Annotated in this window: 19 protein-coding genes; 10 read left to right on the top strand and 9 right to left on the bottom strand. The window is 68.9% G+C overall.

From position 1 onward, the window contains the following. The first annotated feature begins 41 nt into the window (after positions 1-41). Positions 42-623 (top strand): NUDIX hydrolase family protein, encoded by a 582-nt coding sequence (locus ACFOYW_RS03705; protein WP_390227298.1) that lies wholly within the window; start codon positions 42-44, stop codon positions 621-623. 31 nt (positions 624-654) lie between these two features. Here ACFOYW_RS03705 and ACFOYW_RS03700 read toward each other — a convergent pair whose 3' ends face one another. From ACFOYW_RS03700 to ACFOYW_RS03685, 4 genes are all read right to left on the bottom strand, one after another. Beyond that, positions 655-975 carry a nickel-binding protein gene (locus ACFOYW_RS03700; protein ID WP_390227297.1) on the bottom strand — a complete coding sequence of 107 codons (321 nt, stop codon included), beginning with the start codon at positions 973-975 and terminating at the stop codon, positions 655-657. Beyond that, positions 878-2,473, bottom strand: coding sequence for a DEAD/DEAH box helicase (locus tag ACFOYW_RS03695; RefSeq protein WP_390227296.1), 1,596 nt, complete (start codon positions 2,471-2,473; stop codon positions 878-880). The genes ACFOYW_RS03700 and ACFOYW_RS03695 overlap by 98 nt, the downstream gene beginning before the upstream one ends. A 215-nt stretch (positions 2,474-2,688) precedes the next feature. Then, the gene (locus ACFOYW_RS03690; protein WP_390227295.1) at positions 2,689-3,099 is read right to left on the bottom strand and encodes a DUF3052 family protein; all 411 of its coding nucleotides are present in this window, start codon (positions 3,097-3,099) and stop codon (positions 2,689-2,691) included. Beyond that, positions 3,096-3,734, bottom strand: a complete 639-nt coding sequence (locus ACFOYW_RS03685; RefSeq protein WP_390227294.1) for a DUF1684 domain-containing protein — start codon at positions 3,732-3,734, stop codon at positions 3,096-3,098. Before ACFOYW_RS03685 ends, ACFOYW_RS03690 begins: the two co-directional genes overlap by 4 nt. Before the next feature lie 52 nt (positions 3,735-3,786). Between ACFOYW_RS03685 and ACFOYW_RS03680 the strand changes: the two genes are divergently transcribed. Beyond that, positions 3,787-4,566 (top strand): 2-phosphosulfolactate phosphatase, encoded by a 780-nt coding sequence (locus ACFOYW_RS03680; RefSeq protein ID WP_390227293.1) that lies wholly within the window; start codon positions 3,787-3,789, stop codon positions 4,564-4,566. Between the two features lie 28 nt (positions 4,567-4,594). Continuing rightward, on the top strand, positions 4,595-4,897 hold the full coding sequence (locus ACFOYW_RS03675) for a DUF427 domain-containing protein (protein WP_390227292.1): 303 nt from the start codon (positions 4,595-4,597) through the stop codon (positions 4,895-4,897). Positions 4,898-4,910: 13 nt separating this feature from the next. Here ACFOYW_RS03675 and ACFOYW_RS03670 read toward each other — a convergent pair whose 3' ends face one another. The 5 genes from ACFOYW_RS03670 to ACFOYW_RS03650 all read right to left on the bottom strand — a co-directional run bounded on the left by ACFOYW_RS03670 (position 4,911) and on the right by ACFOYW_RS03650 (position 8,660). After that, positions 4,911-5,408, bottom strand: a complete 498-nt coding sequence (locus tag ACFOYW_RS03670) for a SprT-like domain-containing protein (protein WP_390227291.1) — start codon at positions 5,406-5,408, stop codon at positions 4,911-4,913. Positions 5,409-5,417: 9 nt separating this feature from the next. After that, a complete protein-coding gene (locus ACFOYW_RS03665; RefSeq protein WP_390227290.1) occupies positions 5,418-5,951 on the bottom strand; it encodes a hypothetical protein in 534 nt (177 codons plus the stop codon). Between the two features lie 105 nt (positions 5,952-6,056). After that, positions 6,057-6,791 (bottom strand): response regulator transcription factor, encoded by a 735-nt coding sequence (locus tag ACFOYW_RS03660; protein WP_390227289.1) that lies wholly within the window; start codon positions 6,789-6,791, stop codon positions 6,057-6,059. Positions 6,792-6,795: 4 nt separating this feature from the next. Beyond that, on the bottom strand, positions 6,796-7,989 hold the full coding sequence (locus ACFOYW_RS03655; RefSeq protein ID WP_390227288.1) for a sensor histidine kinase: 1,194 nt from the start codon (positions 7,987-7,989) through the stop codon (positions 6,796-6,798). Positions 7,990-8,099: 110 nt separating this feature from the next. Next, positions 8,100-8,660 carry a hypothetical protein gene (locus ACFOYW_RS03650; protein ID WP_390227287.1) on the bottom strand — a complete coding sequence of 187 codons (561 nt, stop codon included), beginning with the start codon at positions 8,658-8,660 and terminating at the stop codon, positions 8,100-8,102. Between the two features lie 293 nt (positions 8,661-8,953). Between ACFOYW_RS03650 and ACFOYW_RS03645 the strand changes: the two genes are divergently transcribed. The 7 genes from ACFOYW_RS03645 (at position 8,954) to ACFOYW_RS03615 (ending at position 26,990) form a co-directional block, all read left to right on the top strand. Continuing rightward, positions 8,954-9,598, top strand: coding sequence for a GntR family transcriptional regulator (locus ACFOYW_RS03645; protein ID WP_390227286.1), 645 nt, complete (start codon positions 8,954-8,956; stop codon positions 9,596-9,598). Then, complete coding sequence (locus ACFOYW_RS03640; RefSeq protein ID WP_390227285.1) at positions 9,595-10,893, top strand: MFS transporter; 1,299 nt, start codon at positions 9,595-9,597, stop codon at positions 10,891-10,893. The genes ACFOYW_RS03645 and ACFOYW_RS03640 overlap by 4 nt, the downstream gene beginning before the upstream one ends. A gap of 42 nt (positions 10,894-10,935) precedes the next feature. Then, positions 10,936-11,799, top strand: coding sequence for a spermidine synthase (locus ACFOYW_RS03635; protein ID WP_390227283.1), 864 nt, complete (start codon positions 10,936-10,938; stop codon positions 11,797-11,799). A 287-nt stretch (positions 11,800-12,086) separates the two neighbouring features. Next, complete coding sequence (rpoB, locus tag ACFOYW_RS03630; protein WP_390227282.1) at positions 12,087-15,578, top strand: DNA-directed RNA polymerase subunit beta; 3,492 nt, start codon at positions 12,087-12,089, stop codon at positions 15,576-15,578. A gap of 44 nt (positions 15,579-15,622) precedes the next feature. Then, on the top strand, positions 15,623-19,504 hold the full coding sequence (locus ACFOYW_RS03625) for a DNA-directed RNA polymerase subunit beta' (protein WP_390227281.1): 3,882 nt from the start codon (positions 15,623-15,625) through the stop codon (positions 19,502-19,504). 247 nt (positions 19,505-19,751) lie between these two features. Next, positions 19,752-20,909, top strand: coding sequence for a serine/threonine-protein kinase (locus tag ACFOYW_RS03620; protein ID WP_390227280.1), 1,158 nt, complete (start codon positions 19,752-19,754; stop codon positions 20,907-20,909). Beyond that, positions 20,910-26,990 (top strand): Ig-like domain-containing protein, encoded by a 6,081-nt coding sequence (locus ACFOYW_RS03615; protein WP_390227279.1) that lies wholly within the window; start codon positions 20,910-20,912, stop codon positions 26,988-26,990. Positions 26,991-26,997 lie beyond the last annotated feature (7 nt).

Below are 26,997 nucleotides of genomic sequence, written 5' to 3'. Positions count from 1 at the left end.
CATCGACGCGTCCGGCGGGTGGGAACGCCTATTGTCTGCTTATGGCAGTGCGCACCCCGGACCCGTACCCCGATGGCCGCCCTGACGATGAGGAGCCGCCGGCGTACGGGCCGTCCTGGTTGAGCGACATCGAACTGGAGCAGATCCGGCATCGGATCCCGATCCTGTACGTCGAGGCCGTGCCGGTGCGTGTCGATGGCCTCGGGCGCGTGATCGACATCGGCCTGCTGCTGCGCGGCACGCCTCTCGGCGAGATCACTCGCACCATCGTCTCGGGTCGCGTGCTCTACGGCGAGACGCTGCGCGATGCCCTGTTCCGACACCTCGAGAAGGACCTCGGGCCGATGGCGTTCCCGCAGCTGCCCGCGTCGCCGGTGCCGTTCATGGTCGCCGAGTACTTCCCGACACCGACGGAGACGCCATTCATCGACGAGCGGCAGCATGCCGTCTCGCTCGCCTATGTCGTGCCGGTCACCGGCACCACGGAGCCCCGCCAGGACGCGCTCGAACTCACCTGGCTGACCCCCACCGAGGCGGCGTCCGACGCTGTCTGCTCGGAACTCGAAGGCGGCCGCGGTGCGTTGCTGCGCGCGGCGCTCGCCTCGGTCGGGTGCCTCTGGTAGCTGCGGCGTGCCGCCCGGGCGCCCTCGCCGGTCAGCCCTGCGACACCTCGTGGATCTCGTCCGCGACGAGTCCGTGCGCCTCACGATGCACAGTGTTCGCGGCGTCGGCGTTCGCGGCGTCGACGAGGCAGAAGATCTGCCCTTTCGCCTCGTCCACCCAGTGGTTGAGGTAGTTCACTCCGTGCTCGCCCTGCGTGGCGAGGTCGGCGGCATGGGCCTTTGCGACGTCGTCCGCCGAACGCCGCGCCGGACCCTTACGGGCGCGAAGCGCGACGCGGCGTGCGAGCGCGCTGCGGCGCGGGCGACGATCCGGGCGTCGAAGTCGAGTACGTCGGGCGGGCGGCGCCGTCACTGCGGCGAGCGGATGCCTGACCGCGGGCACCACGCGGCTGCGCCGCACCGGTGCCCCGGCTCTGACCCGCGCGTGCGCTCTGACCGCCGCGCGAGTTGCCACCCTGACCACCCTGGCCACCCTGACCGCCGCGAACGGAACCGCCCTGGTCGCCACCGCGGGCGGAACCGCCGCGAGCATTGCCGCCCCGGCTCTGGCCACCCTGCTGCGCAGCACTGCCGGCGCCGCCGCGCCGGGCACGCTTGCGCTGCGCGTTCGCACCGGTCGAGCTGCCGCCCTGTGACTGGCCGCGGACGGGAACCTCGGGCTTCACGTACGGCACGAGAGCGACGGGCTCGCCGACGAGCGAGAGCACCTGCGGCGAGGCATCCGTCACCTGTTCGAAGTCGACGCGGATCGCGGCCTTGCGCAGCATGTCGCGCACATCGCGCTGCTGCTCGGGCAGCGTGATCGTGACGACGTCGCCGGCCGAGCCGGCACGCGCGGTGCGACCCGAGCGGTGCAGGTACGCCTTGTGCTCGGTGGGCGGGTCGACATGCACGACGAGCTCGACGTCGTCGATGTGCACGCCGCGGGCCGCGACGTCGGTCGCGACGAGCACGCGCACCTCGCCGCCGTGGAACGCCGCGAGGTTGCGGTCGCGTGCGTTCTGCGAAAGGTTGCCGTGCAGGTCGACGGACGGGACGCCGCTCTCGGTGAGCTTCTTCGCGAGCTTCTTGGCCTGGTGCTTGGTGCGCAGGAACAGGATGCGGCGGCCGGAGCCGCGCGCGAGCATGCGCACGAGCGAGTCCTTGCCCTCGGTCGACTCGACGGCGAAGACGTGGTGGGTCATCGCGTCGACGTGCGAGGTCTCGTCGTCGACCGAGTGCAGGATCTCGTCGCGCAGGTAGCGCTTCACGAGCCGGTCCACACCGTTGTCGAGCGTGGCCGAGAACAGCATGCGCTGCCCGACCTTGGGCGTCTTGTCGAGGATGCGGGTGACGACGGGCAGGAAGCCGAGGTCGGCCATGTGGTCGGCCTCATCGAGCACGGTGATCTGGATCGAGTCGAGCGACAGCACGCCCTGCTTCATCAGGTCGTCGAGACGCCCGGGAGTCGCGACGATGATGTCGACGCCGGCGCGCAGCGCCTCTTCCTGTCGCTTCTGGTTGACGCCGCCGAAGATGACGGTGGTGTTCAGCCCCATCGCCTCGGCGAGCGGGGCGAGGGTGCGATCGATCTGGGTTGCGAGTTCGCGCGTGGGCGCGAGCACGAGGCCGCGGGCGTGGCGGCCGCGGGTGGGGCGCTGACCAGCGGATGCCTGACCCAGTCGCGCCGCGAGCGGCACGGCGAAGGCGATGGTCTTGCCCGAGCCGGTCTTGCCGCGGCCGAGCACATCGCGGCCCTTCAGCGAGTCGGGCAGGGTGGCGACCTGGATGGGGAACGCCTCCGTGCGGTCGGCTGCGGCAAGTGCGGCGACGATGGGGGCGGGCACGCCGAGTTCGGCGAATGAAGTCATGAGGATGTATGCCTTTCGGGGCATGAAGCCGCGCGTGCCTGTGAAGAACACAGCGCGGGAAGGAGGATCGCACGCGGGCGGATGCCAGCGCGGTGCGCCTGCCGAGACGATGGGTCGAATCGCGACGCCGGCGCGAGCAGAGAACCCGCTCGCGACTTACTCAGTCTAGGGCACGCGGCTGGGTGTTCGCCGGTCGGCGGTCGTCGCGCCCGCGGTCAGCGGTTCTCGCGCCGCCAGACGAGCTTCAGCGCAGACCAGTCGTTGTCGAGCGCGGCGACCTTCGTGTCCACGAGGCCCACGGCCAGCGCGACGGCGCGCACGCTCTCATCGTTCACGTCGCTGTCGTGCCCTCCGGCCCGGCGCGGCCACGCGACCCACAGGGCGCCCGCCGGCCGGATCCGCTCGCGCTGCGTCTCGATCAGTTCGATGACGGATGCCTGATCCCGGGCGAAGCCGAGGACCAGGTCCGCCGCCCCCGACTCGATGTATTCGACCTCGGGGGCTGTCTCACCTCCCGCGAGAGCCCAGCCCGCCGGCGCGTCGACGATCGCGACGCGGGACCCTTCCTTGAGACCGAGCTTCCGCCACTGCGGGGCGCCCGTGGTCGCCCCCTGCGCGCTGCTCACGGCATCCGCTCGCCGACCGGAACCTCGAGGGGCAGCGTGTTGCCCGCCTGCGCGAGCGGGCACGCCCACGCCTCGTCGTAGGCGCACGACGGGTTGTACGCGAAGTTGAAGTCGAGCACGATCGTCGCTGATCCGTCGGCCGCGCCGCCGCCGAGCCACGCTCCCTTGATCGTGTCGATCAGGTATCGGCCGCCGCCGTAGGTGCCCGCGGATCTGCCCGCGAGCGCGTCCTTCACCGGAACGAAGAGGCCGCCGCCGTAGGTCGTCAGTCGCCAGACGTCGAGCGAGCCGAGATCGGGTACGGATGCCGTGCCGACGAGTTCGAAGGGGACCACTCCGTCCGTGCCGGTCTCGACGTCCCACCGCCGCGGCGCGACCGCCGGCTCGATCGTCGCCTCGAAGCGCCAGGCCGGGTCGTACCGCGCGACGGGCACGCCACGGAACGTCTCGCGCTCGTCGGGCGTGATCGCCGAGGCCGGGTGCGTGGCGAGCATGCCGTCGCGGCCGGCGACCCAGAGTGCGTGCGCGGCCGCCGCACCGCTGCGCGCCGTCATGGTGCGCACCTCGTCATAAAGCGCAAAGGTGCGCAGGCGCCAGTCCGCGGTCTCAACGGCCGTGGGTGCGACATCCGTCATGCCTCAAGTCTGCGTGCCGCGCGCCGATTGTGCGGCCAATAGGCTGAAACGCATGCCCCAACCGCAGCCGGCCGAGAAGACCCAGACGAGCTACGAGGTGCGTTTCGACTGGGGTGTCGACGGACTGCGGAGCATCGCGGACGGCGCAGGCGTCATCATCGTGATCGACACCATCTCCTTCACGACGACCGTCGAGCTCGCGACCGGGCTCGGGCTCGAGATCGAGCCGTTCCCGACCACTGACCGCGCGGCGGCGGCCGAGTACGCTGCGTCGGTCGGAGCGAAGCTCGCGGCCCGTCGCGGCGAGCCGGGGTTGTCGCTCTCACCGTCGAGCATGACCGCCGAGAAGGTCGCCGAGTTCGGGGCGCCCCGAGCGGTCGTCAACTCGCTCAACGGGTCGCGGGTCACGGCCGCGGCCGCCGAGTTCGGTGTGCCGGTCGTCGCCGCGAACCTGCGGAACTTCTCGGCGGTGGCCCGCTGGGTGCTCGCGTATCAGCAGCAGATCGGGCACCGCGTCAACGTCGCAGTCGTGGCGGCGGGCGAACGCCGTGCCGATGACACCCTGCGCCCCGCCGTCGAAGACCAGCTCGGCGCTGGTGCTGTCGTCGGAGCGCTGGCCGCGCTCGGCATCGATGCGTGCTCGCCCGAGGCGGCGGTCGCGGCAGGGGGCTTCGACGCGTTGCGGCGAGCCGTCGGGCACCTGCTCACGGCATCCGTCAGCGCTCGGGAACTCGCCGCGGTCGACCAGCTCGCCGACGTGAAGCTCGCCGCGCAGCTCGACGTCTCGACCGTTGTGCCGGTGATGCGCGACGGTGTCTTCCGGGCGGAATAGCGCGAGCGCCCGGCCGGTTCGCTCCGTCATGAGAGCAGTACTCGGAGACACCGTCATCGCCGAGGCCCCGGAAGGGGACCTCATCAGCATCGAAGGCAACTGGTACTTCCCGCCGGCATCGGTCGACCAGCAGTTCCTCACCACGAGCCCGACGCCGTACACGTGCCCCTGGAAGGGCGAGTGCCAGTACTTCACCGTCAACGTCGACGGCCAGGCGTACCCCGACCGCGCGTGGAGCTACCCGACGCCGTACCCGACCGCGTTCGACCGTGTCGGCAAGGACTTCTCGAACTACGTGGCGTTCTGGAAGGACGTGCGCGTCGTCGAGTGACGGCCTGAGCTCGTCACGCCGACCCGTCCATCGCGGCGAGGCGGCGGGTCGCCGGGGAGATCTCGCGGCGCACCCATGAGATGAGGAACGCGCGCGAGAACGACTTCGAGCACTTGGCGCAGGAGAGCGCGCGCGTCGGCCGGCGATGACGGTAGTGCAGGTGCCCGTTCGGGCAGGTGCCGACCCACGGTGCGAGTTCGACGGCGGTCTCGCCCGAGTGGGTCGCCTTGCCGACGTAGCCGATCGAGCGCGCGACGCGGCGCCACGTCGAACCGTGCCCGGCGCCGGACCCCGCCATGGCGTGCGCGACCTCGTGCAGCAGGATCTGGTGCACGTCGTCGTCGGACCAGCGCGCTGCGAGGTACCGCGAAACAGAAATCCGCTTGCGGCCGTAATCGCATAAGCCCGCGCGCTTCTTCGCGTTGTCGAAGGCGAACGACCACTCGGCCGGGTCGAGATGCATCGCAATGAGAGCGTGTGCCCAGACCTTTACACGCGACAGTTCAGCCATGCGGCGAGGTTAGAACAGGGGTACGACATTCGACTCGCGGCGGCGGTTGACCGTCTCGAGTGCGAACTTCGACGATTCGATCTGGTCAGCTGCCGCGTGGTGCTCCTCGCGCAGGCGCAGCGCCTCGGTGAAGTCCACTGCCGCGGCCTCGTCGGCCCCCTGGTCGAACAGCACTCGGCCGCGGTGCTGCAGCCCGAACGCTTCGAGCTCGTGCCACTCGTGCGTGTGCGCTTCTTCGATGCACCGCGTCAGCTCGTAGATCGCCTCGTCGTAGCGGCTCTGGTACTGCAGCACCTGGGCGCGGATCATCCGCGGACGCTGCAGCGAGCGTCGATCGCCGGTGAACCGCGCGAGTCGATACGCCTCATTGGCGACGTCCATCGCATCGTCGAGCGAGCCGCCGACCTTGAGCAGCCAGGCCTTCTCGCACAGCGCGTCGCGGCTGCGCAGGTCGCCGAGCTCGGCGAGCCGGTGCCCCACCTCCACCAGGTCGACCCGTTCGCGAAGGGTTTCCGGGTCGTAGCCGAGGATGATGCTGCTCACGCCAGGCAGGCTAACCACGCGCTGCGCCGCGGTGCGGCATGCCACGCCGCCGCGCGGCGGCCACAACAGCGGATGCCTGGCCGAGACGCCCCGCGCTGCCCCGGCTCAGCCTGCTCGGCCGACCGCCAGCGCGATCGCCTGCGGGCGCGACTGCACGCCGAGCTTCGCGAACAGTGAGTTGACGTGCGTCTTGACCGTCGCCACGCTCACGAAGAGCTCCTGGGCGATCTCGGGGTTGCTGCGCCCGCGCGCGATCTCGGCGAGCACCTCGGCCTCACGCTGCGTGAGCGTCGGGAAGCGGGTGAGCAGGGCGTCCGTCTCGCCGACCTCGCTCGGCTCCGCCGTCGCGTCGCCGGTGAAGCTGCCGATCAGCTTTGCGCCCACTTCCGGAGCGAGCGTCGTCTGGCCGCTGGCGACGGCGCGCACGGCGGCGGCGAGCTCGGCGCGGCCGGCGTCCTTGGTCAGGTATCCGCGGGCTCCTGCCTTGAGCGCCGAGAGGATCGACGCGTCGTCCGCGAAGGTCGTGAGCACGAGAACGGCGGCAGACGGATGCTTCGCCAGCACGCGTTCGGTCGCGGCGGCGCCGTCGAGCACAGGCATGCGCAGGTCCATCAGCACGACGTCGGGCGCGAGTTCGCCGGCGAGGGCGACCGCCTCCGCGCCATCGGCCGCCTGCCCGACGACCTCGATGTCGGGCAGCAGATCGAGCACGGTGACGAGCCCATCGCGCACGATCGCCTGGTCGTCGGCGACGAGCACGCGAATCGGCAACGGTCCGCTCGGGCGGCCGGTCGCGCGCCCGTGCGTCGTCTCGGCGTTCTCGGAGGTGCCGTCTGCCATGCGCCTAGCTTTGCGCAACCGGGGCGCTCGCCGACACCACGAAGCGGCCATCGTGCTCGGCGGCGGAGGCCGCCCCGCCGTCGAGCGCGGCGAAGCGCTCGGCCATGCCGGTGAGGCCGTGGCCCCCGCCGAGGTCGCTGCGGGGCCGGCCCGGCTGGGTGGGGTTCGAGACGGTCAGTTCGATCTGGCCGCCCGAAGCGACGAGCTCCGCGGCGACGGGAGCACCCGGCGCGTGCCGGCGCGCGTTGCTGAGCGCTTCCTGCAGGGCGCGTTCGAAGGCGGTGGCGACGGGGGAGGGCAGCGGCGACGGAGCCGAGGCGAGGTCGAGGTGCGCGTCGATCTCGCCGCCCAGTTCGCGGTGAGCACGGAAGAGCCGCTCGGCCGCGCCGGCGAGGTCGGCGGGAACCCGCTCCGAGGCATCCGTTTCGTCGGGGGAGCGCAGCGCCGCGACGGCGCGCCGCGCATCCGCGAGGCCTTCCGCGGCCAGCTGTCGTGCTTGCGCGACCTTCGTCGTCGCGTCGGCCGTGCGCCCGGAGTCGAGCAGCGCCTCGGCCGCATCGAGCTGGATCACGAGACCTCCGAGGCTGTGGGCCAGCACATCGTGGATGTCGCGGGCCGCCGCCTGCCGCGCTGCGAGTGCGGTGCTCCGCGTCTCCTGCTCGTGCGCCGCCTGCTGCTGCTCGAGCAGCTCTCGGTTGCGCCGTGACGCCTGCCGCGCCTGCCTGCGCGAGATGCCGATCAGGACCCACACCGCGTTGCCGGCGAGGAAGCCGAGTGCAGTGGGCGTGGTCGCCCCCGCGATGATGAACCCGATCGGGGTGAGCGCGAACGCGAGGGCCGAGATCGCGGCACCGAACCAGATCGATTCCTGCTCGTCGGAGATGACGATGATGAGGATGATCGCGAGGGCGGTGGTGTGCGTCCCGCCGCTCGCAACCTGGCTGAGCGCCGTGACCGTCACGCCGACGAAGGCCACGATGCGGCGCGTCCAGCGCACCCACGTGGGGTAGGGCTCGCTGGTGCCGATGCGGATCTGGAGCACTTCGATGACGCCCCACGCGGTGAGCGCCACGAAGGTGGCGACGACAAGCCACGGATGCCTGTGCTGGAAGTTCGAGGCGAAGAACGCGTAGGCGACCACAGCCATGCCGATGCCGTTGAGCAGCAGGGGCAGCATGCGGCGGTCGCGTCCGTTCATCGTTGCCAATCTTGTCGTGTGTGCGAGCTGTGAGTCTCGGCGGGTCGGGGTCGGGGTCGGGGTCGGGGTCGGGGTCGGCCGCCGCGCGGCGGCGGGTGGACGGTGACGGGTCAGGCGGCGGCGAGGTTCTGGCGGTGCTGCTCGAGACGCCAGGCGAGCACGCCGGTGCGAGCGACGCGGTTCGCGGCGAGCACGAGCAGGATCACGCCGGTCGATGCGCCCACGGCGTCGCCGAGGTGCGAGCCGAAAATCTCGAGTCCGACGCGCACCGCGATCATGATGATCCACAGGGCGACACCGACCCAGCTGGTGCGGCTCTCGTATTCGACGGGCGCGAGCGGGCTGCCGTTGCGGCTCGGTCGGCGGTTCGCCTCGAACGCCGCGGCGCGCTGGGTGCTGAGGCGGCGGAAGTGCGCGATCGCGCCCATGCCGGCGCCCGCGCCGAGAGCGATGACGAGCTCGATCGCGAGGAGCGCGATGTCGAGCGGCGTGAACGTCATGTTCTTGGAGCCGGTGAAGAGGATGCCCGCGCCGATGATCGCGAAGATGATGGGCCCGCGCCACATGCGGGCGGGGTCGACGACGCGCCAGGTCATCTGGCGGTAGCAGATCCAGGCGATGAGGGCGATGCCGATCACCGCGTCGAACAGGTACTGCGTGTTTGAGGTCATAGGACCATGGTCGCGAGCGGGCCGCTCGCGGCCTACCACCCTGGGGTGGATCGCGGGTGGAGATCCGCGCAGCGGCTCGCGCAAGGCGCGAGCGCCATGAGTACAGCTGGAGATCCGCGCAGCGGCTCGCGCAAGGCGCGAGCGCCATGAGTACAGCTGGAGATCCGCGCAGCGGCTCGCGCAAGGCGCGAGCGCCATGAGTGCAGCTGGAGATCCGCGCAGCGACTCGCGCAGCGCGCGAGCGCCATGAGTACAGCTGGAGATCCGCGCCAACTTGTATCTATCATGTACGTATGCCTGCAACTCCTGTGCTGCCCGCCGGCGACCGCGCGTACGACGACGTCAAAGCTCGCATCCTGAGCGGCGAGCTCGCGGGGGGCGACCTGATCAGCGAAGGCGATGTCGCCGATCTGCTGGGGGTCAGCCGAACGCCCGTCCGCGAGGCGTTCCTGCGCCTTCAGGTGGAGGGCTTCATGAAGCTGTACCCGAAGCGCGGTGCGATGATCACGCCGATCGCGCGCAGCGAGGCGCGCGATGTGATCGACGCGCGCAATGTGCTCGAGACCCACGCGGCCCGACAGGCGATGACCTCGGCCGAGCGCACGAAGCATCTCGTCGCGGAGCTGCGAGCGAACATCCAGGTGCAGAGAGAGCGGATCGCCGATCAGAACCTGGGCGGCTATGCCCTGGCCGATGCTGCGTTCCACTCGTCGATCATCCGCGCGGGCGACAACGCGCTGCTGACCCAGTTCTATGCGACGCTCTACGACCGGCAGGTTCGCATGGCCCGCTCATCGATTCCGACAGACGAGATCGCCGAGGACGTGGTCGAGATGCATGTCGCGCTGCTCGACGCGATCGAAGCACGCGATATCGATCGCTTCGAGGCGCTGCTCGGCGAGCATCTCGCCAATGTGCACGCGGTGCTGATCCGGTGACGGGCGAGCGGCGGGTCGCCTCAGATCGTCGTTCGTGGCTGTACGTGTGCGCTGCGGTCTTCGCGATCGCATGGGGCGGCAACGAGTTCACTCCTCTTCTCGGCATGTACCGCGAGGCCGACGGCCTCAGCCCGGTGACGGTCGATGTTCTGCTCGCGGTGTACGTGCTCGGCATCGTGCCGGCGATGATCGTCGGCGCGCCGTTGTCCGATCGCTTCGGCCGGCGGCCGGTCATGCTGCCGGCCGCGTTCATCGGCGCCGCGGGCAGCCTGGTGCTGGCCTTCGCGGGCGGCGGCGCGCCGCTGCTCGGAGTGGGGCGCGTGCTTTCCGGCATGGCTCTCGGCCTTGCCATGGCGGTGGGCACGAGCTGGGTGAAGGAGTTGTCGCAGGCGCCGTACGACGCCGCGGCGAAGCCGGGCGGAGGCGCGGCACGCGGCGCGCTCTCGCTCACCGCGGGCTTCCTGCTCGGGGCGGCGGTGGCGGCTCCGCTGGCGCAGTGGGCGCCGCTGCCGCAGACGCTGCCGTATCTCATCTCCGCGGCGCTGTGCCTTGCGGGCGGATGCCTCGCCTTCGCGGCCCCCGAGACGCGTCGCAGCCGCGGCCGCGCCTCCGTGGGGCGACTCGCTCGCGATCTGGCGGTCCCCGCTGCCGGCCACCGGCGGTTCCTCTTCGTGGTGCTGCCCGCCGTGAGCTGGATCTTCGGCAGTGCCGCGAGCGCGTACGCCGTGCTGCCCGCACTTCTCACGGGTCGCGTGACCCACGACCGGCTTGTGTTCTCGGGGCTGCTGTGCGCCGTGACGCTCGGTGCGGCGTTCGCCGTGCAGCCGCTCGCGCGCCGTTTCTACAGCGATCGCTCGGCACGCGGGGTGCTCATCGCATTGGGGGTGACGGTCGTCGGCATGCTCGGGGCCGCGGTCGCGGCATCCGCTCTCTCTCCGCTTCTCGCGATCGCCGCCGCGCTTGTGCTCGGCATCGCGAACGGCCTGCTGCTGCTGTCGACGATGCTCGAGGTGCAGCGCATCGCGCGCGACGACGACCTCGCCGGCCTGACCGCGCTGCTCTACGCGGGTGCGTACGTGGGCTTCTTCATTCCGACGCTGCTCGGCGTGCTGAGCGGGTGGGTGAGCTACCCGGTGATGTTCGTCGGCGGCGCAGTGATCGCGAGCGGATGCTTCGCGCTCGTGCTGCGGTACAGCACGAGCTACCTGCATCGGCATCGTGGCGCGGCCGACGCGAGCAGCGGTGACGGGCACCATGGCGACACCCGGCCGCTCGATCTCGCTCTCAGCAAGTAGCGCGCCGGGGCCGGTGGCCCGGCCAACGACTACCGTGGATCTGTGACAGACGAACCCTCCGTGGTCTTGAAGCACTCGGGCTACCGCGCCGTGATCGAGGCCGACCGCTTCGTTCCGGGGGCGTACGAGCTGGTCGTCGACGGCACGCCTCAGTCGCACGTGAACCTCGAGGACCCGCAGCAGCTGTTCTTCGAGTACATCCAGCGCATGGGCAACGTGATCGACCTGATCGGCGAGCCGGGCGAGCCGATCACCGCCGTGCATCTGGGCGCCGGCGGCATGACGCTGCCGCGGTACATCGCAGTGACGCGGCCGGGCAGCCGGCAGCAGGTGATCGAGCTCGAGAAGGAGCTCGTGGAGCTCGTGCGCGGCGCGCTGCCGCTGCCGCGGGGCGCAGACATCCGCGTCCGCTACGGGGAAGCCCGCGAAGTGGTCGGCAAGCTGCCGTCAGGTCTCGTCGGCACCGCCGATCTCGTCGTCGTGGACATCTTCAGCGGAGCGCGCACGCCCGCGCACGTGACGAGCAAGGAGTTCTACGGCGAGGCTGCGCGCCTGCTGTCGCCGACGGGCGTCATGCTCGTGAACATCGCCGACGGGCCGCCGCTGCGCTTCGCCCGGTCGCAGGCTGCGACTCTCGCGCAGGTGCTGCCGCACACGGCCGTGCTCGCCGAGGCGCAGGTGCTCAAGGGGCGCCGTTTCGGGAACTTAGTGCTCGTCGGGTCGCCCGCACCGCTCCCGACGCAGTGGCTGCCGCGCCTGATGGCCGCCGGCCCGCACCCGGCGCTCGCGGTGTTCGACGAGGAATTCGAGGAGTTCGCACGAGGTGGCCTGGTCGTGACGGACGCCACGGCGACCCCCTCGCCGCCGCCCGCGCGCTCGATCTTCCAGGTGAAGCCGGGCCGCTGACCGTGCGGGAATAATCCACCGCCGAACGGGCTTATACCCGCCGAGGCAAAGAGAGTCAAGAATCGCGCTGGACATCGCGCTCGTTCAGGCCATATACTTGACCTTTGCGCTCCCCTTACGCATGCCTTCATATTGCGGTCGGCTGTGTTTACCAAAACACGCGTGCTCCGGGCGGTACCACCGTACACCGGTGATTCGTCAGATAGAGCACGGCACACGCGGGAGTCCTCGTCCAGACCGTTAGTAACTGAGGCCCAAGTCGCGATGGGCCTTCGGAGGTTATTTCCTTGGCTGCTGCTCGCAACGCATCGACCACCAACCCGAAGAACGGACGAGGCCACTCTCGTCTTTCGTTCGCCAAGATCACTGACACCCTGACCGTTCCCGACCTCCTAGCTCTCCAGACCGAGAGCTTCGACTGGCTGGTCGGAAACGACGCATGGAAGGCGCGCGTGGCCGAGGGCCTCGCGCAGGGTCGCCAGGATCTGCCCACTCGCACCGGCCTCGACGAGATCTTCGAGGAGATCTCGCCGATCGAAGACCTGGGCGAGACCATGCAGCTCTCCTTCACCAACCCGTTCCTCGAGGAGCGGAAGTACTCGATCGACGAGTGCAAGGAGAAGGGCAAGACGTATTCGGCCCCGCTCTACGTCGAGGCCGAGTTCATGAACCACCAGACCGGTGAGATCAAGACCCAGACGGTCTTCATGGGCGACTTCCCGCTCATGACCGACAAGGGCACCTTCATCATCAACGGCACCGAGCGCGTCGTCGTCTCGCAGCTGGTCCGTTCCCCTGGCGTGTACTTCGAGCGCACGCCCGAGAAGACCTCCGACAAGGACATCTACAGCGCTCGCATCATCCCGAGCCGCGGTGCATGGCTCGAGTTCGAGATCGACAAGCGCGACCAGGTCGGCGTTCGCATCGACCGCAAGCGCAAGCAGTCGGTCACGGTCTTCCTCAAGGCGCTGGGCATGACCAGCGAAGAGATCCTCGAAGAGTTCAAGGGCTTCGACTCGATCTCGGCGACCCTCGACAAGGACGCCATCCTCACGAAGGAAGAGGCGCTCAAGGACATCTACCGGAAGCTCCGTCCGGGCGAGCAGGTCGCCGCAGAGGCCGCCCGTGCTCTGCTCGACAACTTCTACTTCAACCCGAAGCGCTACGACCTGGCGAAGGTCGGCCGGTACAAGATCAACCGCAAGCTCGGTCTTGACAAGCCGCTGACCGACTCGGTGCTCACTGTCGAAGACGTCGTCACGACCATCAAGTACCTCGTCGCGCTGCACAGCGGTGTGACCGAGCTTGACGGCATCCGTGACGGCAAGCCCGTCACCATCCGCCTCGACGTCGACGACATCGACCACTTCGGCAACCGCCGCATCCGTGCGGTCGGCGAGCTGATCCAGAACCAGGTGCGCACCGGTCTGTCCCGTATGGAGCGCGTCGTTCGCGAGCGCATGACCACGCAGGACATCGAGGCCATCACGCCGCAGACGCTGATCAACGTGCGACCCGTCGTCGCCGCGATCAAGGAGTTCTTCGGAACCTCGCAGCTCTCGCAGTTCATGGACCAGAACAACCCGCTCGCGGGTCTCACCCACAAGCGTCGCCTGTCGGCGCTCGGCCCGGGTGGTCTGTCTCGTGAGCGCGCCGGCGTCGAGGTCCGCGACGTGCACCCCTCGCACTACGGCCGCATGTGCCCGATCGAGACGCCTGAAGGCCCGAACATCGGTCTGATCGGCTCGCTCGCGTCGTTCGCCCGCATCAACTCGTTCGGTTTCATCGAGACGCCGTACCGCAAGGTCGTCGATGGCAAGGTCACCGACCAGATCGACTACCTCACGGCCGCTGAGGAAGACGAGTTCATCATCGCGCAGGCCAACGCGCCGCTGACCGATGACAGCCACTTCGCCGACGAGCGCGTGCTCGCCCGTGAGAAGGGCGGCGAGGTCGACCTCGTCCCCGTCGAGCAGGTCGGCTACATGGATGTCTCGCCGCGCCAGATGGTGTCGGTCGCGACCTCCCTCATCCCGTTCCTCGAGCACGACGCCGCCAACCGCGCCCTGATGGGTGCGAACATGCAGCGCCAGGCGGTTCCGCTGCTGCGCAGCGAGAGCCCGGTGGTCGGCACCGGTATGGAGGGCTTCGCAGCCATCGACGCCGGTGACGTGGTCGTCGCCGAGAAGGCCGGTGTCGTCGCCGAGGTCTCGGCCGACGTCGTGACCATCCAGCTCGACGAGGGCGGCACGCAGGACTACTACCTGCGCAAGTTCGACCGCTCGAACCAGGGCACCAGCTACAACCACCGCGTCATCGTGAACGCCGGCGATCGCATCGAGGTCGGCGAGGTCATCGCCGACGGCCCTGCGACCGAGAACGGCGAGCTCGCGCTCGGCAAGAACCTGCTGGTCGCGTTCATGCCGTGGGAGGGCTACAACTACGAGGACGCGATCATCCTCAGCCAGAACCTCGTGAAGGACGACACGCTGTCGTCGATCCACATCGAGGAGTACGAGGTCGACGCCCGCGACACGAAGCTCGGTAAGGAAGAGATCACCCGCGACCTGCCGAACGTCAGCCAGGACCTGCTGGCCGACCTCGACGAGCGCGGCATTGTCCGCATCGGTGCAGAGGTGCGCCCCGGCGACATCCTCGTCGGCAAGGTCACGCCGAAGGGCGAGACCGAGCTGTCGGCGGAAGAGCGCCTGCTGCGCGCGATCTTCAACGAGAAGAGCCGCGAGGTGCGTGACACGTCGCTCAAGGTTCCTCACGGTGAAGAGGGCACCATCATCGGCGTCAAGGTGTTCGACTCGCAGGACGGCGACGACGAGCTCGGCTCGGGCGTCAACCAGCGCGTGGTCGTCTACATCGCCCAGAAGCGCAAGATCACCGCGGGTGACAAGCTCGCCGGCCGCCACGGCAACAAGGGCGTCATCTCGACGATCCTGCCCGTCGAGGACATGCCGTTCCTCGCCGACGGCACCCCGGTCGACGTCGTGCTCAACCCGCTCGGCATCCCCGGTCGCATGAACTTCGGCCAGGTGCTCGAGACGCACCTCGGCTGGGTTGCGAAGACCGGTTGGAAGATCGAGGGCGACCCCGAGTGGGCGAAGCACCTGCCCGCCGAGGCGCGTGATGTCGCTCCGAACACGAAGCTCGCCACCCCGGTGTTCGACGGCGCTTCGGAAGACGAGATCCAGGGTCTGCTCGACTCGACCCTCGTCACCCGCGACGGCGACCGCCTGATCGGCTCCTCCGGCAAGACCACGCTGTTCGACGGCCGCTCCGGCGAGCCGTTCCCGGCCCCGGTCTCGGTCGGCTACATGTACATCCTCAAGCTGCACCACCTGGTCGACGACAAGATCCACGCCCGTTCGACCGGTCCGTACTCGATGATCACGCAGCAGCCGCTGGGTGGTAAGGCGCAGTTCGGTGGCCAGCGCTTCGGTGAGATGGAGGTGTGGGCGCTCGAGGCATACGGTGCCGCCTACGCCCTGCAGGAGCTGCTCACGATCAAGTCCGACGACATCCTCGGCCGCGTCAAGGTGTACGAGGCGATCGTCAAGGGCGAGAACATCCAGGAGCCGGGCATTCCGGAATCCTTCAAGGTCCTCATCAAGGAGATGCAGTCGCTCTGCCTGAACGTCGAGGTGCTCTCGGCAGACGGCACCGCGGTCAGCCTGCGCGACACCGACGACGAGGCCTTCCGCGCTGCGGAAGAGCTCGGCATCAACATCTCCGCCCGCTTCGAGTCCTCTTCGATTGAAGAGATCTGAAGCCGGTCCGATAACAGAGATCTTTTTTCTTAGTAGGAGAGAAATTGCTCGACGCAACAACTTTTGACGAGCTTCGTATCGGCCTGGCCACCGCTGAGGACATCCGCAAGTGGTCGTACGGTGAGGTCAAGAAGCCCGAGACCATCAACTACCGCACCCTGAAGCCCGAGAAGGACGGTCTGTTCGGTGAGCAGATCTTCGGCCCCTCGCGCGACTGGGAGTGCGCGTGCGGCAAGTACAAGCGCGTGCGCTTCAAGGGCATCGTCTGCGAGCGCTGCGGTGTCGAGGTCACGAAGTCGTCGGTGCGCCGTGAGCGCATGGGCCACATCGAGCTCGCCGCCCCGGTGACGCACATCTGGTACTTCAAGGGTGTGCCCAGCCGCCTGGGCTACCTGCTCGACATGGCGCCGAAGGACCTCGAGAAGGTCATCTACTTCGCCGCCTACATGGTGATCTTCGTCGACGAGGACGGCCGTCACGCCGACCTCCCCGGCCTTGAGAACGAGCTTCGCCTCGAGCTCAAGACCCTCGGCGACCAGCGCGACGCGGCCGTCGCCGACCGTCTCGGCCGTCTCGAGACCGACCTCGCCGCTCTCGAGAGCGAGGGTGCGAAGGCCGACCAGAAGAAGAAGGTCAAGGACGGCGCCGAGAAGGAGATGGCGCAGCTGCGCAAGTCCTTCGACGAGGACATCGCTCGTCTCGAGCGCGTGTGGGAGTCGTTCCGTACCCTCAAGGTGGGCGACCTCAAGCCGGAAGACGCCGACTTCAACGAGCTCATCGACCGCTACGGCCTGTACTTCGAGGCCCACATGGGTGCCGAGGCGATCAAGCGTCGCCTGACCGACTTCGACCTCGACTCCGAGGCCGAGTCGCTGCGCGAGCAGATCGCCACCGGCAAGGGCCAGAAGAAGATCCGCGCGATCAAGCGCCTGCGGGTCGTCAACTCGTTCCTGCAGACCGGCAACTCGCCGGCCGCCATGGTGCTCGACGTGGTGCCCGTCATCCCGCCGGAGCTTCGCCCGATGGTGCAGCTCGACGGTGGCCGGTTCGCGACGAGCGACCTGAACGACCTGTACCGCCGCGTGATCAACCGCAATAACCGCCTGCGTCGTCTGCTCGACCTCGGTGCTCCCGAGATCATCGTGAACAACGAGAAGCGGATGCTTCAGGAGGCGGTCGACGCGCTGTTCGACAACGGCCGCCGCGGCCGCCCGGTCACAGGCACCGGCAACCGTGCCCTCAAGTCCCTGAGTGACATGCTCAAGGGCAAGCAGGGTCGTTTCCGCCAGAACCTGCTCGGCAAGCGCGTCGACTACTCGGGCCGTTCGGTCATCATCGTCGGCCCGACGCTGAAGCTGCACCAGTGCGGTCTGCCGAAGCAGATGGCGCTCGAGCTGTTCAAGCCGTTCGTGATCAAGCGCCTGATCGACCTGGGCCACGCCCAGAACATCAAGGCCGCGAAGCGCATGGTCGAGCGCAGCCGTCCCCAGGTGTGGGACGTGCTGGAGGAGATCATCCGCGAGCGTCCGGTTCTGCTGAACCGCGCACCGACCCTGCACCGCCTCGGCATCCAGGCCTTCGAGCCGCTGCTCGTCGAGGGCAAGGCGATCCAGCTGCACCCGCTCGTCTGCGCCGCGTTCAACGCGGACTTCGACGGTGACCAGATGGCCGTCCACCTGCCGCTGTCGGTCGAGGCGCAGGCCGAGGCCCGCATCCTGATGCTCGCGTCGAACAACATCCTGAAGCCGTCCGACGGCCGCCCGGTGACCCTGCCCGCGCAGGACATGATCATCGGCCTGCACCACCTCACCACGCTCAAGGAAGGCGCGATCGGCGAAGGCCGCGCGTTCTCCGGCGTCGCCGAGGCCGTGCTCGCGAAGGACCAGGGTTCGCTCGATCTCAACGCGAAGGTCAAGATCCGCCTCGACAACCTCTACCTCGACGACGAGTCGGCGCCTGAGGGCTTCGTCCAGGGCAGCACCGCGATCCGCGAGACCACTCTCGGGCGCGCGCTGTTCAACGAGGCGCTGCCGACGGACTACCCGTACGTCGAGGCCGTCGCCGACAAGGGCCGCATCTCCGGGATCGTCAACGATCTCGCCGAGCGCTACCCCAAGGTCGAGGTCGCTGCGACCCTCGACCGCGTGAAGGACGCCGGCTTCCACTGGGCTACCCGCTCGGGCGTCACGGTCGCCATGTCCGACGTGTCGACCCCGCCGCAGAAGGCCGAGATCATCGCGAAGTACGAGAAGCAGGCCGCCAAGGTCCAGAGCGAGTACGACCGCGGTCTCACGACCGACAACGAGCGTCGTCTCGAGCTCGTGAACATCTGGACCAAGGCGACCGAAGAGGTCGCCGCGGCGATGCGCGCGAACTTCGAGCAGGACAACACCATCTACCGCATGGTGAGCTCGGGCGCTCGTGGTAACTGGCTGCAGATCCGTAACATCGCGGGTCTGCTCGGCCTGGTGACCAACCCGAAGGGTGAGACGATCGCCCGCCCGATCCTCTCGAGCTACCGCGAGGGTCTGACGGTGGCCGAGTACTTCATCAACACCCACGGCGCCCGTAAGGGTCTGTCCGACACCGCACTGCGCACGGCCGACTCGGGTTACCTGACCCGTCGTCTGGTCGACGTCTCGCAGGACGTCATCATCCGTGAGGACGACTGCGGTACGACGAAGGGCCTCGACCTCGTGATCGCGGCGTTCGATGCCTCGGGCGAGCTCGTCCGCGACCCGAACGTCGAGAACTCGGTGTTCGGCCGCACGCTGGCGACCGACGCGGTCGCGGCAGACGGCACCGTCGTCGCCGAGGCCGGTTCCGACGTGGGCGACGTGCTCATCGACAAGCTCGTCGAGGCCGGTGTCGAGCGCATCAAGGTGCGTTCGGTCCTGACCTGCGAGTCGTCGGTCGGTGTCTGCGCGAAGTGCTACGGCCGTTCGCTGGCCACCGGCAAGCTCGTCGACATCGGTGAGGCCGTCGGCATCATCGCGGCGCAGTCGATCGGTGAGCCCGGCACGCAGCTGACGATGCGTACCTTCCACCAGGGTGGTACGACCGGTGCTGACGACATCACGCAGGGTCTGCCGCGTGTGCAGGAGCTGTTCGAGGCGCGTACCCCGAAGGGCTCGTCGCCGATCGCCGAGGCGCCCGGTGTCATCAAGATCGAGGAGACCGACCGAAGCCGCAAGGTGATCCTCACCCCCGACAACGGTGATGAGGAGCACGTCTACCCGGTGCTGAGGCGTTCGACGCTTCGCGTCGAGGACGGTCAGCACGTCGAGCTCGGCGAGCAGATCATCATCGGCTCGGTCGACCCGAAGGAGGTGCTGCGCGTCATGGGTGTCCGTGCCGTGCAGGAGCACCTCGTCGGCGGCGTGCAGGGTGTCTACCGCTCGCAGGGTGTGCCGATCCACGACAAGCACATCGAGGTCATCGTGCGCCAGATGCTGCGCAAGGTCACCGTCGTCGAGCACGGCGAGACCGATCTGCTCCCCGGTGAGCTCGTGGACCGCCAGCGTTTCGTCGAGGTCAACCGTGCTGCGCTCGCCGAGGGCAAGAAGCCCGCGGCGGCCCGCCAGGAGGTCATGGGTATCACCAAGGCCTCGCTCGCGACCGAGTCGTGGCTGTCGGCGGCCTCCTTCCAGGAGACCACACGCGTGCTCACGCAGGCTGCGATGGAGGGCAAGCGCGACCCGCTGATCGGCCTCAAGGAGAACGTGATCATCGGAAAGCTGATCCCGGCCGGTACCGGTCTCGCGAGGTACCGCAACGTGTCCGTCGACGCGACGGAGGAGGCGAAGGCGGAGCGTTACCCGAACCGCATCTTCTCCGACGACTCGGTGTTCGACGAGAACTCGCTGTCCTTCGTGGACTTCGACTCCTTCTCGAGTGACGACTACACCCCGGGCACGTACAACTAGTCCCTAGCTGTCACCGCCCGGCAGTCGAAAGAGCGCCCGAAGCCTCGTGCTTCGGGCGCTCTTTCGTGCGCCCGCCGCCGGCCCCGGCCCAAGTGCGCCGAACGGACCCGTATGCGCCGTAAGAGCGGCCATAGCGCGCGCCGATGTCTGTTCGGCGCACTTGGGCCGCGCCGCTCGCGGCGCTCGCGCAACGTGGCTCGGTTATCGTTGAGGCACGCGCGTGGGGACTCGTGGGGAAGGGGTGCGCATGGCTCATCGTCCGCCGTCGCAGCCCCCTGTGCTGTCGGGCTACGACTACCGGTTTCCGCTCGGCACCGGCGGTTTCGCCGACGTCTTCCTCTACGAGCAGGACATGCCGCGGCGTTCCGTCGCCGTCAAGGTGCTGCTGGCGAGCCTCATCGATTCCGACGTTCTGCGCATGTTCAACGCAGAGGCCGACGTGATGGCCAAGCTCAGCCCGCATCCGTCGATCCTCACGGTGCACGCGGCGAGCATCTCGGCCGACGGCCGTCCCTATCTCGTCATGGAGTACTGCCCGTCGCCGCTCATTCGGCGCGATGAGAACGGGGTGAGCGAGCGAGTGCCCGTCGACCGGGCCCTGCATGTCGCGATCAAGATGGCGAGCGCGCTTGAGACCGCGCATCGGGCCGGCGTACTGCATCGCGACATCAAGCCCTCCAACATCCTGCTCACCGCGTTCGGCGCGCCGGTGCTGGGCGACTTCGGCATCGCGACGAGCCTCGTGTCGAGCCATCATGAAGAGGTTTTCGCGATGAGCGTGCCGTGGAGCGCGCCCGAGGTGCTGAACGAGTCGACCACCGGCACGGTGACGAGCGAGGTGTGGTCGCTGGGCGCGACGATCTACACGTTGCTCGCGGGCCACGCGCCGTTCGAGAAGCCCGACAAGAGCGAGAACTCGCGTCAGAAGCAGCGCATGCGCATCATCAAGGAGCGGCCTCGCGCCCTCCCCTCCGATGTGCCCGAGAACGTGCAGAAGGCGCTGTTGACGTCGATGTCGAAGTCGCCCGAGTTCCGGTTTCAGAGCATGCTGGCGTTCGCGCGCGAGCTGCAGCAGGTGCAGGGCGATCTCGGTCTGCCGATCACGCCGCTCGAGCTGGCCGTCGACGAGTGGGCGCCCGAGTCACGCCCCGAGGATTTCGGCAATACGAAGGTGCGCGGGGCGGTGGTGTCGACCGTGCCGGTGGCGGGTGGTCCGCGCCGTTCGACGCCGGCGCGGGTCAGCCGCACCGAGACCGGCGGCAGCACGATCATCGCGACCCGTGGCGACATCGCGCACGAGCGTTCGCGGCTGAGCCCCGCGAGCATCGCGGGTATCGTCGGCGGGGCGATCGTCGTCGCGATGGGCGCGGCCGCCGCGATCCTGTTCCACGCGGGGGTTTTATAGGTGGCGGTACCTGAGGCGCGGCGGTCGCGGTGGGGCGCTGCGTTGCGCACCACGTGGTTCAAGGCGACCGCAGCGGTGGTCGCGGCGGCCGCGCTCGGCACGGGCGCCTTCCTCGCGGGCGGCTACAACACGGCGCAGACGAAGGTCGACGACAGCTCGGTGTGGGCGCTGCAGAGCAACGGTGAGCGCTATGCGCGCGTGAACACCGCGCTCGGGCAGCTCGACACGGTGAAGAGCGCGGCGAGCCCGAGCGACCTGGTGCAGAACTCCGGGCACGTGCTGCTCTACTCGCAGAGCGACACCCGCGTGGCATCCGTCGATCTTGCGCAGCCGGCGAGCTACGCGGCCAACTCGGCCAACTTCAAGGGCACGCCCGCCGGCACGACCTCTGTCGTCAGCACGGGCGACTACATCGCGTACCGCTCGGACACGGGCGAGGTACGCGCGACGACCATCGCCGACGGCGCGAACGCGTCCGGCCTCAAGCCGATCGCCGCGCCCGGCGGCGGCCAGCGCAGCTACAGCGCCGATTCCGTCGCCATCGGCACCGACGGCATCCTGTACGCGTATTCGCACACGGCGAAGACGGTGCTGCGGTTCGACATCAAAACGGGCAGAACCCTCGGTACGGATGCTGTGCGCGACGGTCCCACGTCACCGAATGTGTCGATGACCGTGGTCGGCGACACGTGGGTGCTGCTCTCCGGCGACGGTCGTTCGCTGTGGTTCCGGGGGCGCAGCGCAGCGGTGAGTACGAATCTCGACGACAGGTCCAAGCTGCAGCAGCCGTCGGGGAAGCAGAGCGTGGTCGTCGCCGCGAGCTCGAGCAGGCTGCTGGCCGTCAACCTGACGAGTGGAGCGCAGACCGTGCTGTCCGACGGCGAGAGCGCGAGCGTGCCGGCAGCGCCGGCGTGGAACGGTTCCCGCCTGTACGCCGCATGGCTCGTCTCGGGCGCGGGGCCGGGCCGCATGTGGGCCGGTCATGCGACGATCGGCGGCGCCCCGGTGGGCAGCGCGAAGCAGCTGAGCTACGGCGGCGCGACGCACACGCTGTCGGCGTCGGTGACGCCGGTCTTCCGCAGCAGCGGCACCGCGGAGATCCTGAACGACGCGACGAGCGGGTGGGTGTGGTCGGTGCCGCAGGGCACCATCGTGCAGGGTTCGCAGACCTGGCAGCTGAACCAGACGGTCAACACCACGACGGACCAGTCCGAGACGACGCAGACGCGCGAGAGCGACCCGACGCCGCCGGTCGCGGTCAACGACAGCTTCGGCGTGCGCGCCGGTGCGCTCGTGACGCTGCCGGTGATGGACAACGACTACGACGCGAACGGCGACGTGATCTCGATCGTTCCCGGCTCGGTGAAGGGGTTGAACCCGGCCTTCGGCACGGCGTCGATCGCCAACGCGGGCCAGTCGATCACGGTGCAGGTGCAGCCGAACGCACCGCCGACGGCGACGTTCGTGTACCAGGTGACCGACGGCACAGCGAGCGGCGGGGGCCTCAAGTCGGGCGATGCGACCGTCTCGCTCGCCGTGCACGGGGCGGCGCAGAATGGGGCGCCACTGTGGTGCAATGGCGCCTCGCCGTGCCTGTTCTCCTGGCCGGACAACTCGCAGGTCGCCCCGGGCAGCTCGGTCGAGGTGCCCGTGCTGCGCGGGTGGGTCGATCCCGACGGCGATGCCATGTTCGCGACGGCGCCACCGTCATCGAGCTCCGATGACTACACGGTCAGCGTCTCGCCCGACGGCACCCTCGTGTTCCAGGCGGCGCCGAACGCCAAGCCGCGCACGGTGACGATCGACATCACCGTCTCCGACGTGCGCGGGGCGACGACGGTGAAACCGCTGCACATCGTGATCCAGAACAATCCGACCCTGACGGTCGAGAACTTCGGCCTGATGACGGCACAGAACGTGCCGCTCACCGTCGACCCTTCGTCGCACATCCGCGGCTCCAAGGGCACTCCGCAGATCGTGAGCGCGACGCTCGCCGCGTCCAGTTCTGCGAACGTGACGATCGACAGCTCCGGCGCCACGTTCGTCTTCTCCGCGGGTCAGGTCGGCAGCTATCCGGTGACGATGACGGTGATGGATCCCGCGTCGAAGACGACCGCGACCGCGACGGTGCGCATCACGGTCGTCTCCAGCAGTCAGCCGCTGCTGTCGACGGCACCGGTGACGGTGTTCGTGCGCCCGCAGACCGATACCTCGGTCGACGTGTTCTCGGCCGTGCAGAATCCGACGGGGCGCGTGCTGCTCCTTAGCTCCCCGCAGCCGCACCCGGCGCCAGGCGCCTCCCTCGACGTCGATGTCGTCGGCGCGTCGCAGCTGCGGGTGCGGGGCACGACGGCGACGAACGGCCAGGGACTGCTCGGCACCGTCGACTATCTCGTGAGCGACGGCACGAGCGACGCGAACATGCGCGTCGAGGGCACCGCGACCGTCTACCTGCTGTCGAGCAAGAGCCTGCCTGGCCGGCCCGTGGCGATCAACGACTCCGTGACCGTGCGAGCGGGGGCGCAGGTCGACATCCCGGTGCTGCAGAACGATGTCGGGCAGGAGGGCGACCTGGTCGAACTCGACCCGTCGAGCGTCCAGAACCCTTCGGGTCAGGGTCTCGCCTTCGCGTCGGGTCAGGTGCTGCGCTACCTCGCGCCCACCGTGGCACCCGCAAAGCCGATCACGCTCTACTACTCCGCGTATTCCGCGGGCGACCCGACGGAGGAGTCGCGCGCGAGCGTCACCGTCACGATCCTCAAGCAGGGCGGCGACAGACCTCCGCGCCCGGTGACGCTGACCGGGCGGGTGACGGCGGGGTCCTCGGTCACGATCCCGTTCAACCCGTACGGGGTCGACCCCGACGGCGACGATGTCACCCTCGACCGCATCATGAGCCAGCCGCAGCAGGGCTCGGCGCAGATCTCGGCCGATGGCACGTCGATCATCTTCACCGCGCTCGCCGGAAGCGAGGGTCAGCAGTCGTTCACATACCGAGTGCGCGACTCGGAAGGCGAGACAGGGATCGGCACGGTCATGGTGGGCGTGCTCAACGCCCAGACCGACCCGGCGCCGGTCACCTTCAGCGACTACGTGCAGGTGCAGGCCGGCGCGCACAACCAGGTGGTGGTGCACCCCACGGCGAATGACGTCGACCCGAGCGGCGGCACGCTCAAGCTCGGCGCCGTGACGCCCGACACCCCGACCGGCAGCTCGCTGTACACCGTGCTCGCGTCGAGCATCGCGTCGCACAACTCCGACCAGGTGATCATCAAGGCGACGCCCAACCCGCGCACGCTCACCTATACCTACTCGGTGAGCAACGCGAACGGCGACGTGAGCGCGGGGCTCATCGTGGTCGACGTGGTGAGCGGGGCCGTGCCGGACTATCCGATCGCGTCCGACACCATCGTCGAGGCCCAGAATCGCGGGCAGCTCGCAACCGGTATCGACGTGGTGAGCGGCAAGGTCTCGTGGGGCGCGGGCGACGTGAGCGGTCTCACGCTGTCGCTGCCGCCGCAGGCGCCCCCGGGGGTGAGCGTGTCGGGCACGTCGATCAAGGTGCCGAAGGTGCCGGCATCCGGTCTCATCGTCCCGTTCGAGTTGAAGGGGCCCGACTTCAACGGGAAGGTCGAGCAGACGTACGGATTCCTGCGCGTGCCCGCGCTGGCGAATGTGATCCTCGCGCTCAAGAGCACCGCGCAGCCGATCCAGGTGCGTGAGGGCGGCAGCGCGACCGTCAACCTCGACGACTACATCAGCGTGCCGGCCGGACAGACGCTGCTCACGCAGAACGGCAGCGCTCCGACGACCGGCGCGCGCCGCGACGCGCGCTGCACCGTAGCGGGCACCCGCCTCACCTACGACGCGGGCACGGGCGCCCCGTGGACCGACGCGTGCATGGTGTCCGTGCGTCTCGGGGGGCAGCAGGAGTCGACGGTCGTCGCGATCCCCGTGCAGGTGATCCCGAAGCAGCCCCAGCCGCAGCTGCGCCCCGCGTCGCTCACGGCGAGCCCGGGGCAGCCGGCGGTGACGTTCGATCTCACGCAGATGGTGACGTGGCTCGGCCGGCAGAACGACGCCGCGGGCCTGCGCTACCTGGTCAGCTACACCGGCAAGCTGTTCCGCGTCACGCAGAGCGGTGACTCGGTCTCGGTCACGGCGGCGGATGCCGCGCAGCCCGGTCTGCAGGAGCAGGCGCACGTCCAGATCGCGGGATACCCCTCCGCCGGCACGGCGACGATTACCCTGAAGGTCGGGCCGGCGTCGAGCCAGCAGCCGGCCGGCGGTTCGACGTCGCTCGTGTGCTCCGAGGCGAACGGCACGAGCTGCAGCACCACGGTGATCGGCCTGAGCGACGAGGTCAACGCGTTCAAGACGCCGTTGCAGCTCGTCGACGTCACGCCGAGCGCGCCGGGGTGCATCGGGGTCACCTTCACCCGCTCGGGCTCGAGCGCGGTGCGGGCCACGTGGTCGTCGAACGCGCCCGGAGGCGCCTGCACGACGACGTTCGACGTGCGTGATGCCCAGGGGCGGCAGAACGCCGCGGGCGCAGGGTCCGGCAAGCTCTCGTTCCAGCTCAAGGGGTACCCGGTGGCGCCGGCATCCGTCGCCCAGGTCGCGTACACCGGCAACAGCGTGACGCTCGCCGTCACGCCGGGCAACAGCGGCAGCGCATACCCGGCCGTCACGGGTTACCAGATCTACCTCGATGGCAAGAAGTCCGTCACGTGCGGTATCGACGGCGCGTGCCCGCCGGTGACGGGGCTCAGCAACGGCGCGAAGCACACCTTCCAGGCGTTCGCCGTCAACGCCGTGGGGCAATCGAAGTCGGGGCCGTCGACGACCGGGTGGGCGTTCGCGCAGCCGGTGATCTCCGGCGTGACGACGACCCCGGTCTACGACGCGAACATCACGAGCGCGGGGACCGGCGCGTTCGACCTCACCATTCCGAACTCGGACTCGAGCGCGAGCGGCTACCGCGTCGACTGGGGCGGGAACTCTCAGTCGGTGCAGGCCACGTCGGGCAAGAGCGTCGTCGTGCGGCTGTACGCGCCGGCGGCCACGCCGACGACGGTCACGGTGACGCCGATCAGCCAGTTCAGCCCGCCGCCCGGTGACCAGATCGGCGCACAGCCGGTCAGCAGCACCGTGACGACGGCGGGGTCCCCGTCGCTCAGCGCGAGCAACCTCGGCTTCCCGACCACTGACTCGTCGATCACGATCACCGGCAGCGTCGCGGGCGGCTCCAACGGCAGCACGAAGAGCGGCTCGTACCTGTTCGTCGCCTCCACGACCAATGCCCCCGACTGCGGGAACAGTGGTGGCTCGAGCCTGTCGTACTCGAGCCCCTCCGACGGCGCCGTGTCGACCTCCACGACCATCAGCGGCCTCAAGCAGTTCGAGACGTACACGGTCTACGCCTGCTACACCAATCAGTACGGGGTGGTGCAGAAGGTGCTGAACAGCGCGGTGACCGTCTGGGACCAGAGCAACGCGCCGACCCCGAGCGGATGCTCGTACGACATCACCTCGCAGGGCACTGGCCTGCCCGACTACGAGTACAACGGTTCGCCGAGCTGCAGCTCTGGCGCGCAGAAGGGCCCGTACGCGCTCAACATCAGCGGGAACACCGATGTGTGGGGCGCGCCCCCTGCGCTGACCGCGCAGTACTGCTACCCGGGCTCGCAATACTGCGGTCAGACGCAGCAGTCGTTCTCGAACCCCGACGCCCCGTATCAGATGCGCGTCACGTCGGTCGCCCCGGTGTGCAGCGCCGACATGCTCACCATGAACATCACCGGCGGCGACGGCTACTCCAACGCGGGTGCCGTGATCACTCCGACGGAGTACACGTACACGAACGCGGTGGGCTTCCCGATGCGCCGCGGCGACCCCTCGCAGCCGATACCGCCCGGCGCGACGAACATCGTGGTGACGCGCTTTACGATCACCTTCAGCGGGTCGCCTTCGTTCGCGAACTACGACAGCGGTGCCGTGACCTATCCGGTCGACAGCAGCAACTGCGGCATTCCCGCTTCAGGTCCGACCCAGCCCGGCGCGGCCGGCGGCGGAAACTAAAGGAATT

This window comes from Gryllotalpicola reticulitermitis, from assembly GCF_042651345.1.
GTDB classification, from domain to species: domain Bacteria; phylum Actinomycetota; class Actinomycetes; order Actinomycetales; family Microbacteriaceae; genus Gryllotalpicola; species Gryllotalpicola reticulitermitis.
The sequence above is the reverse complement of the archived record's forward strand: the minus strand, read 5'-3'. Positions and strand labels throughout refer to the sequence as shown.

Excerpts from the sequence above, each read along its gene's own strand:
- ACFOYW_RS03675 (WP_390227292.1), top strand. The coding sequence starts at position 4,595 with ATGAGAGCAGTACTCGGAGACACCGTCATCGCCGAGGCCCCGGAAGGG.
- ACFOYW_RS03660 (WP_390227289.1), bottom strand. The coding sequence starts at position 6,791 with ATGGCAGACGGCACCTCCGAGAACGCCGAGACGACGCACGGGCGCGCG.
- ACFOYW_RS03670 (WP_390227291.1), bottom strand. The coding sequence starts at position 5,408 with ATGGCTGAACTGTCGCGTGTAAAGGTCTGGGCACACGCTCTCATTGCG.
- ACFOYW_RS03680 (WP_390227293.1), top strand. The coding sequence starts at position 3,787 with ATGCCCCAACCGCAGCCGGCCGAGAAGACCCAGACGAGCTACGAGGTG.
- ACFOYW_RS03705 (WP_390227298.1), top strand. The coding sequence starts at position 42 with ATGGCAGTGCGCACCCCGGACCCGTACCCCGATGGCCGCCCTGACGAT.
- ACFOYW_RS03655 (WP_390227288.1), bottom strand. The coding sequence starts at position 7,989 with ATGAACGGACGCGACCGCCGCATGCTGCCCCTGCTGCTCAACGGCATC.
- ACFOYW_RS03695 (WP_390227296.1), bottom strand. The coding sequence starts at position 2,473 with ATGACTTCATTCGCCGAACTCGGCGTGCCCGCCCCCATCGTCGCCGCA.
- ACFOYW_RS03645 (WP_390227286.1), top strand. The coding sequence starts at position 8,954 with ATGCCTGCAACTCCTGTGCTGCCCGCCGGCGACCGCGCGTACGACGAC.
- ACFOYW_RS03685 (WP_390227294.1), bottom strand. The coding sequence starts at position 3,734 with ATGACGGATGTCGCACCCACGGCCGTTGAGACCGCGGACTGGCGCCTG.
- ACFOYW_RS03650 (WP_390227287.1), bottom strand. The coding sequence starts at position 8,660 with ATGACCTCAAACACGCAGTACCTGTTCGACGCGGTGATCGGCATCGCC.
- ACFOYW_RS03620 (WP_390227280.1), top strand. The coding sequence starts at position 19,752 with ATGGCTCATCGTCCGCCGTCGCAGCCCCCTGTGCTGTCGGGCTACGAC.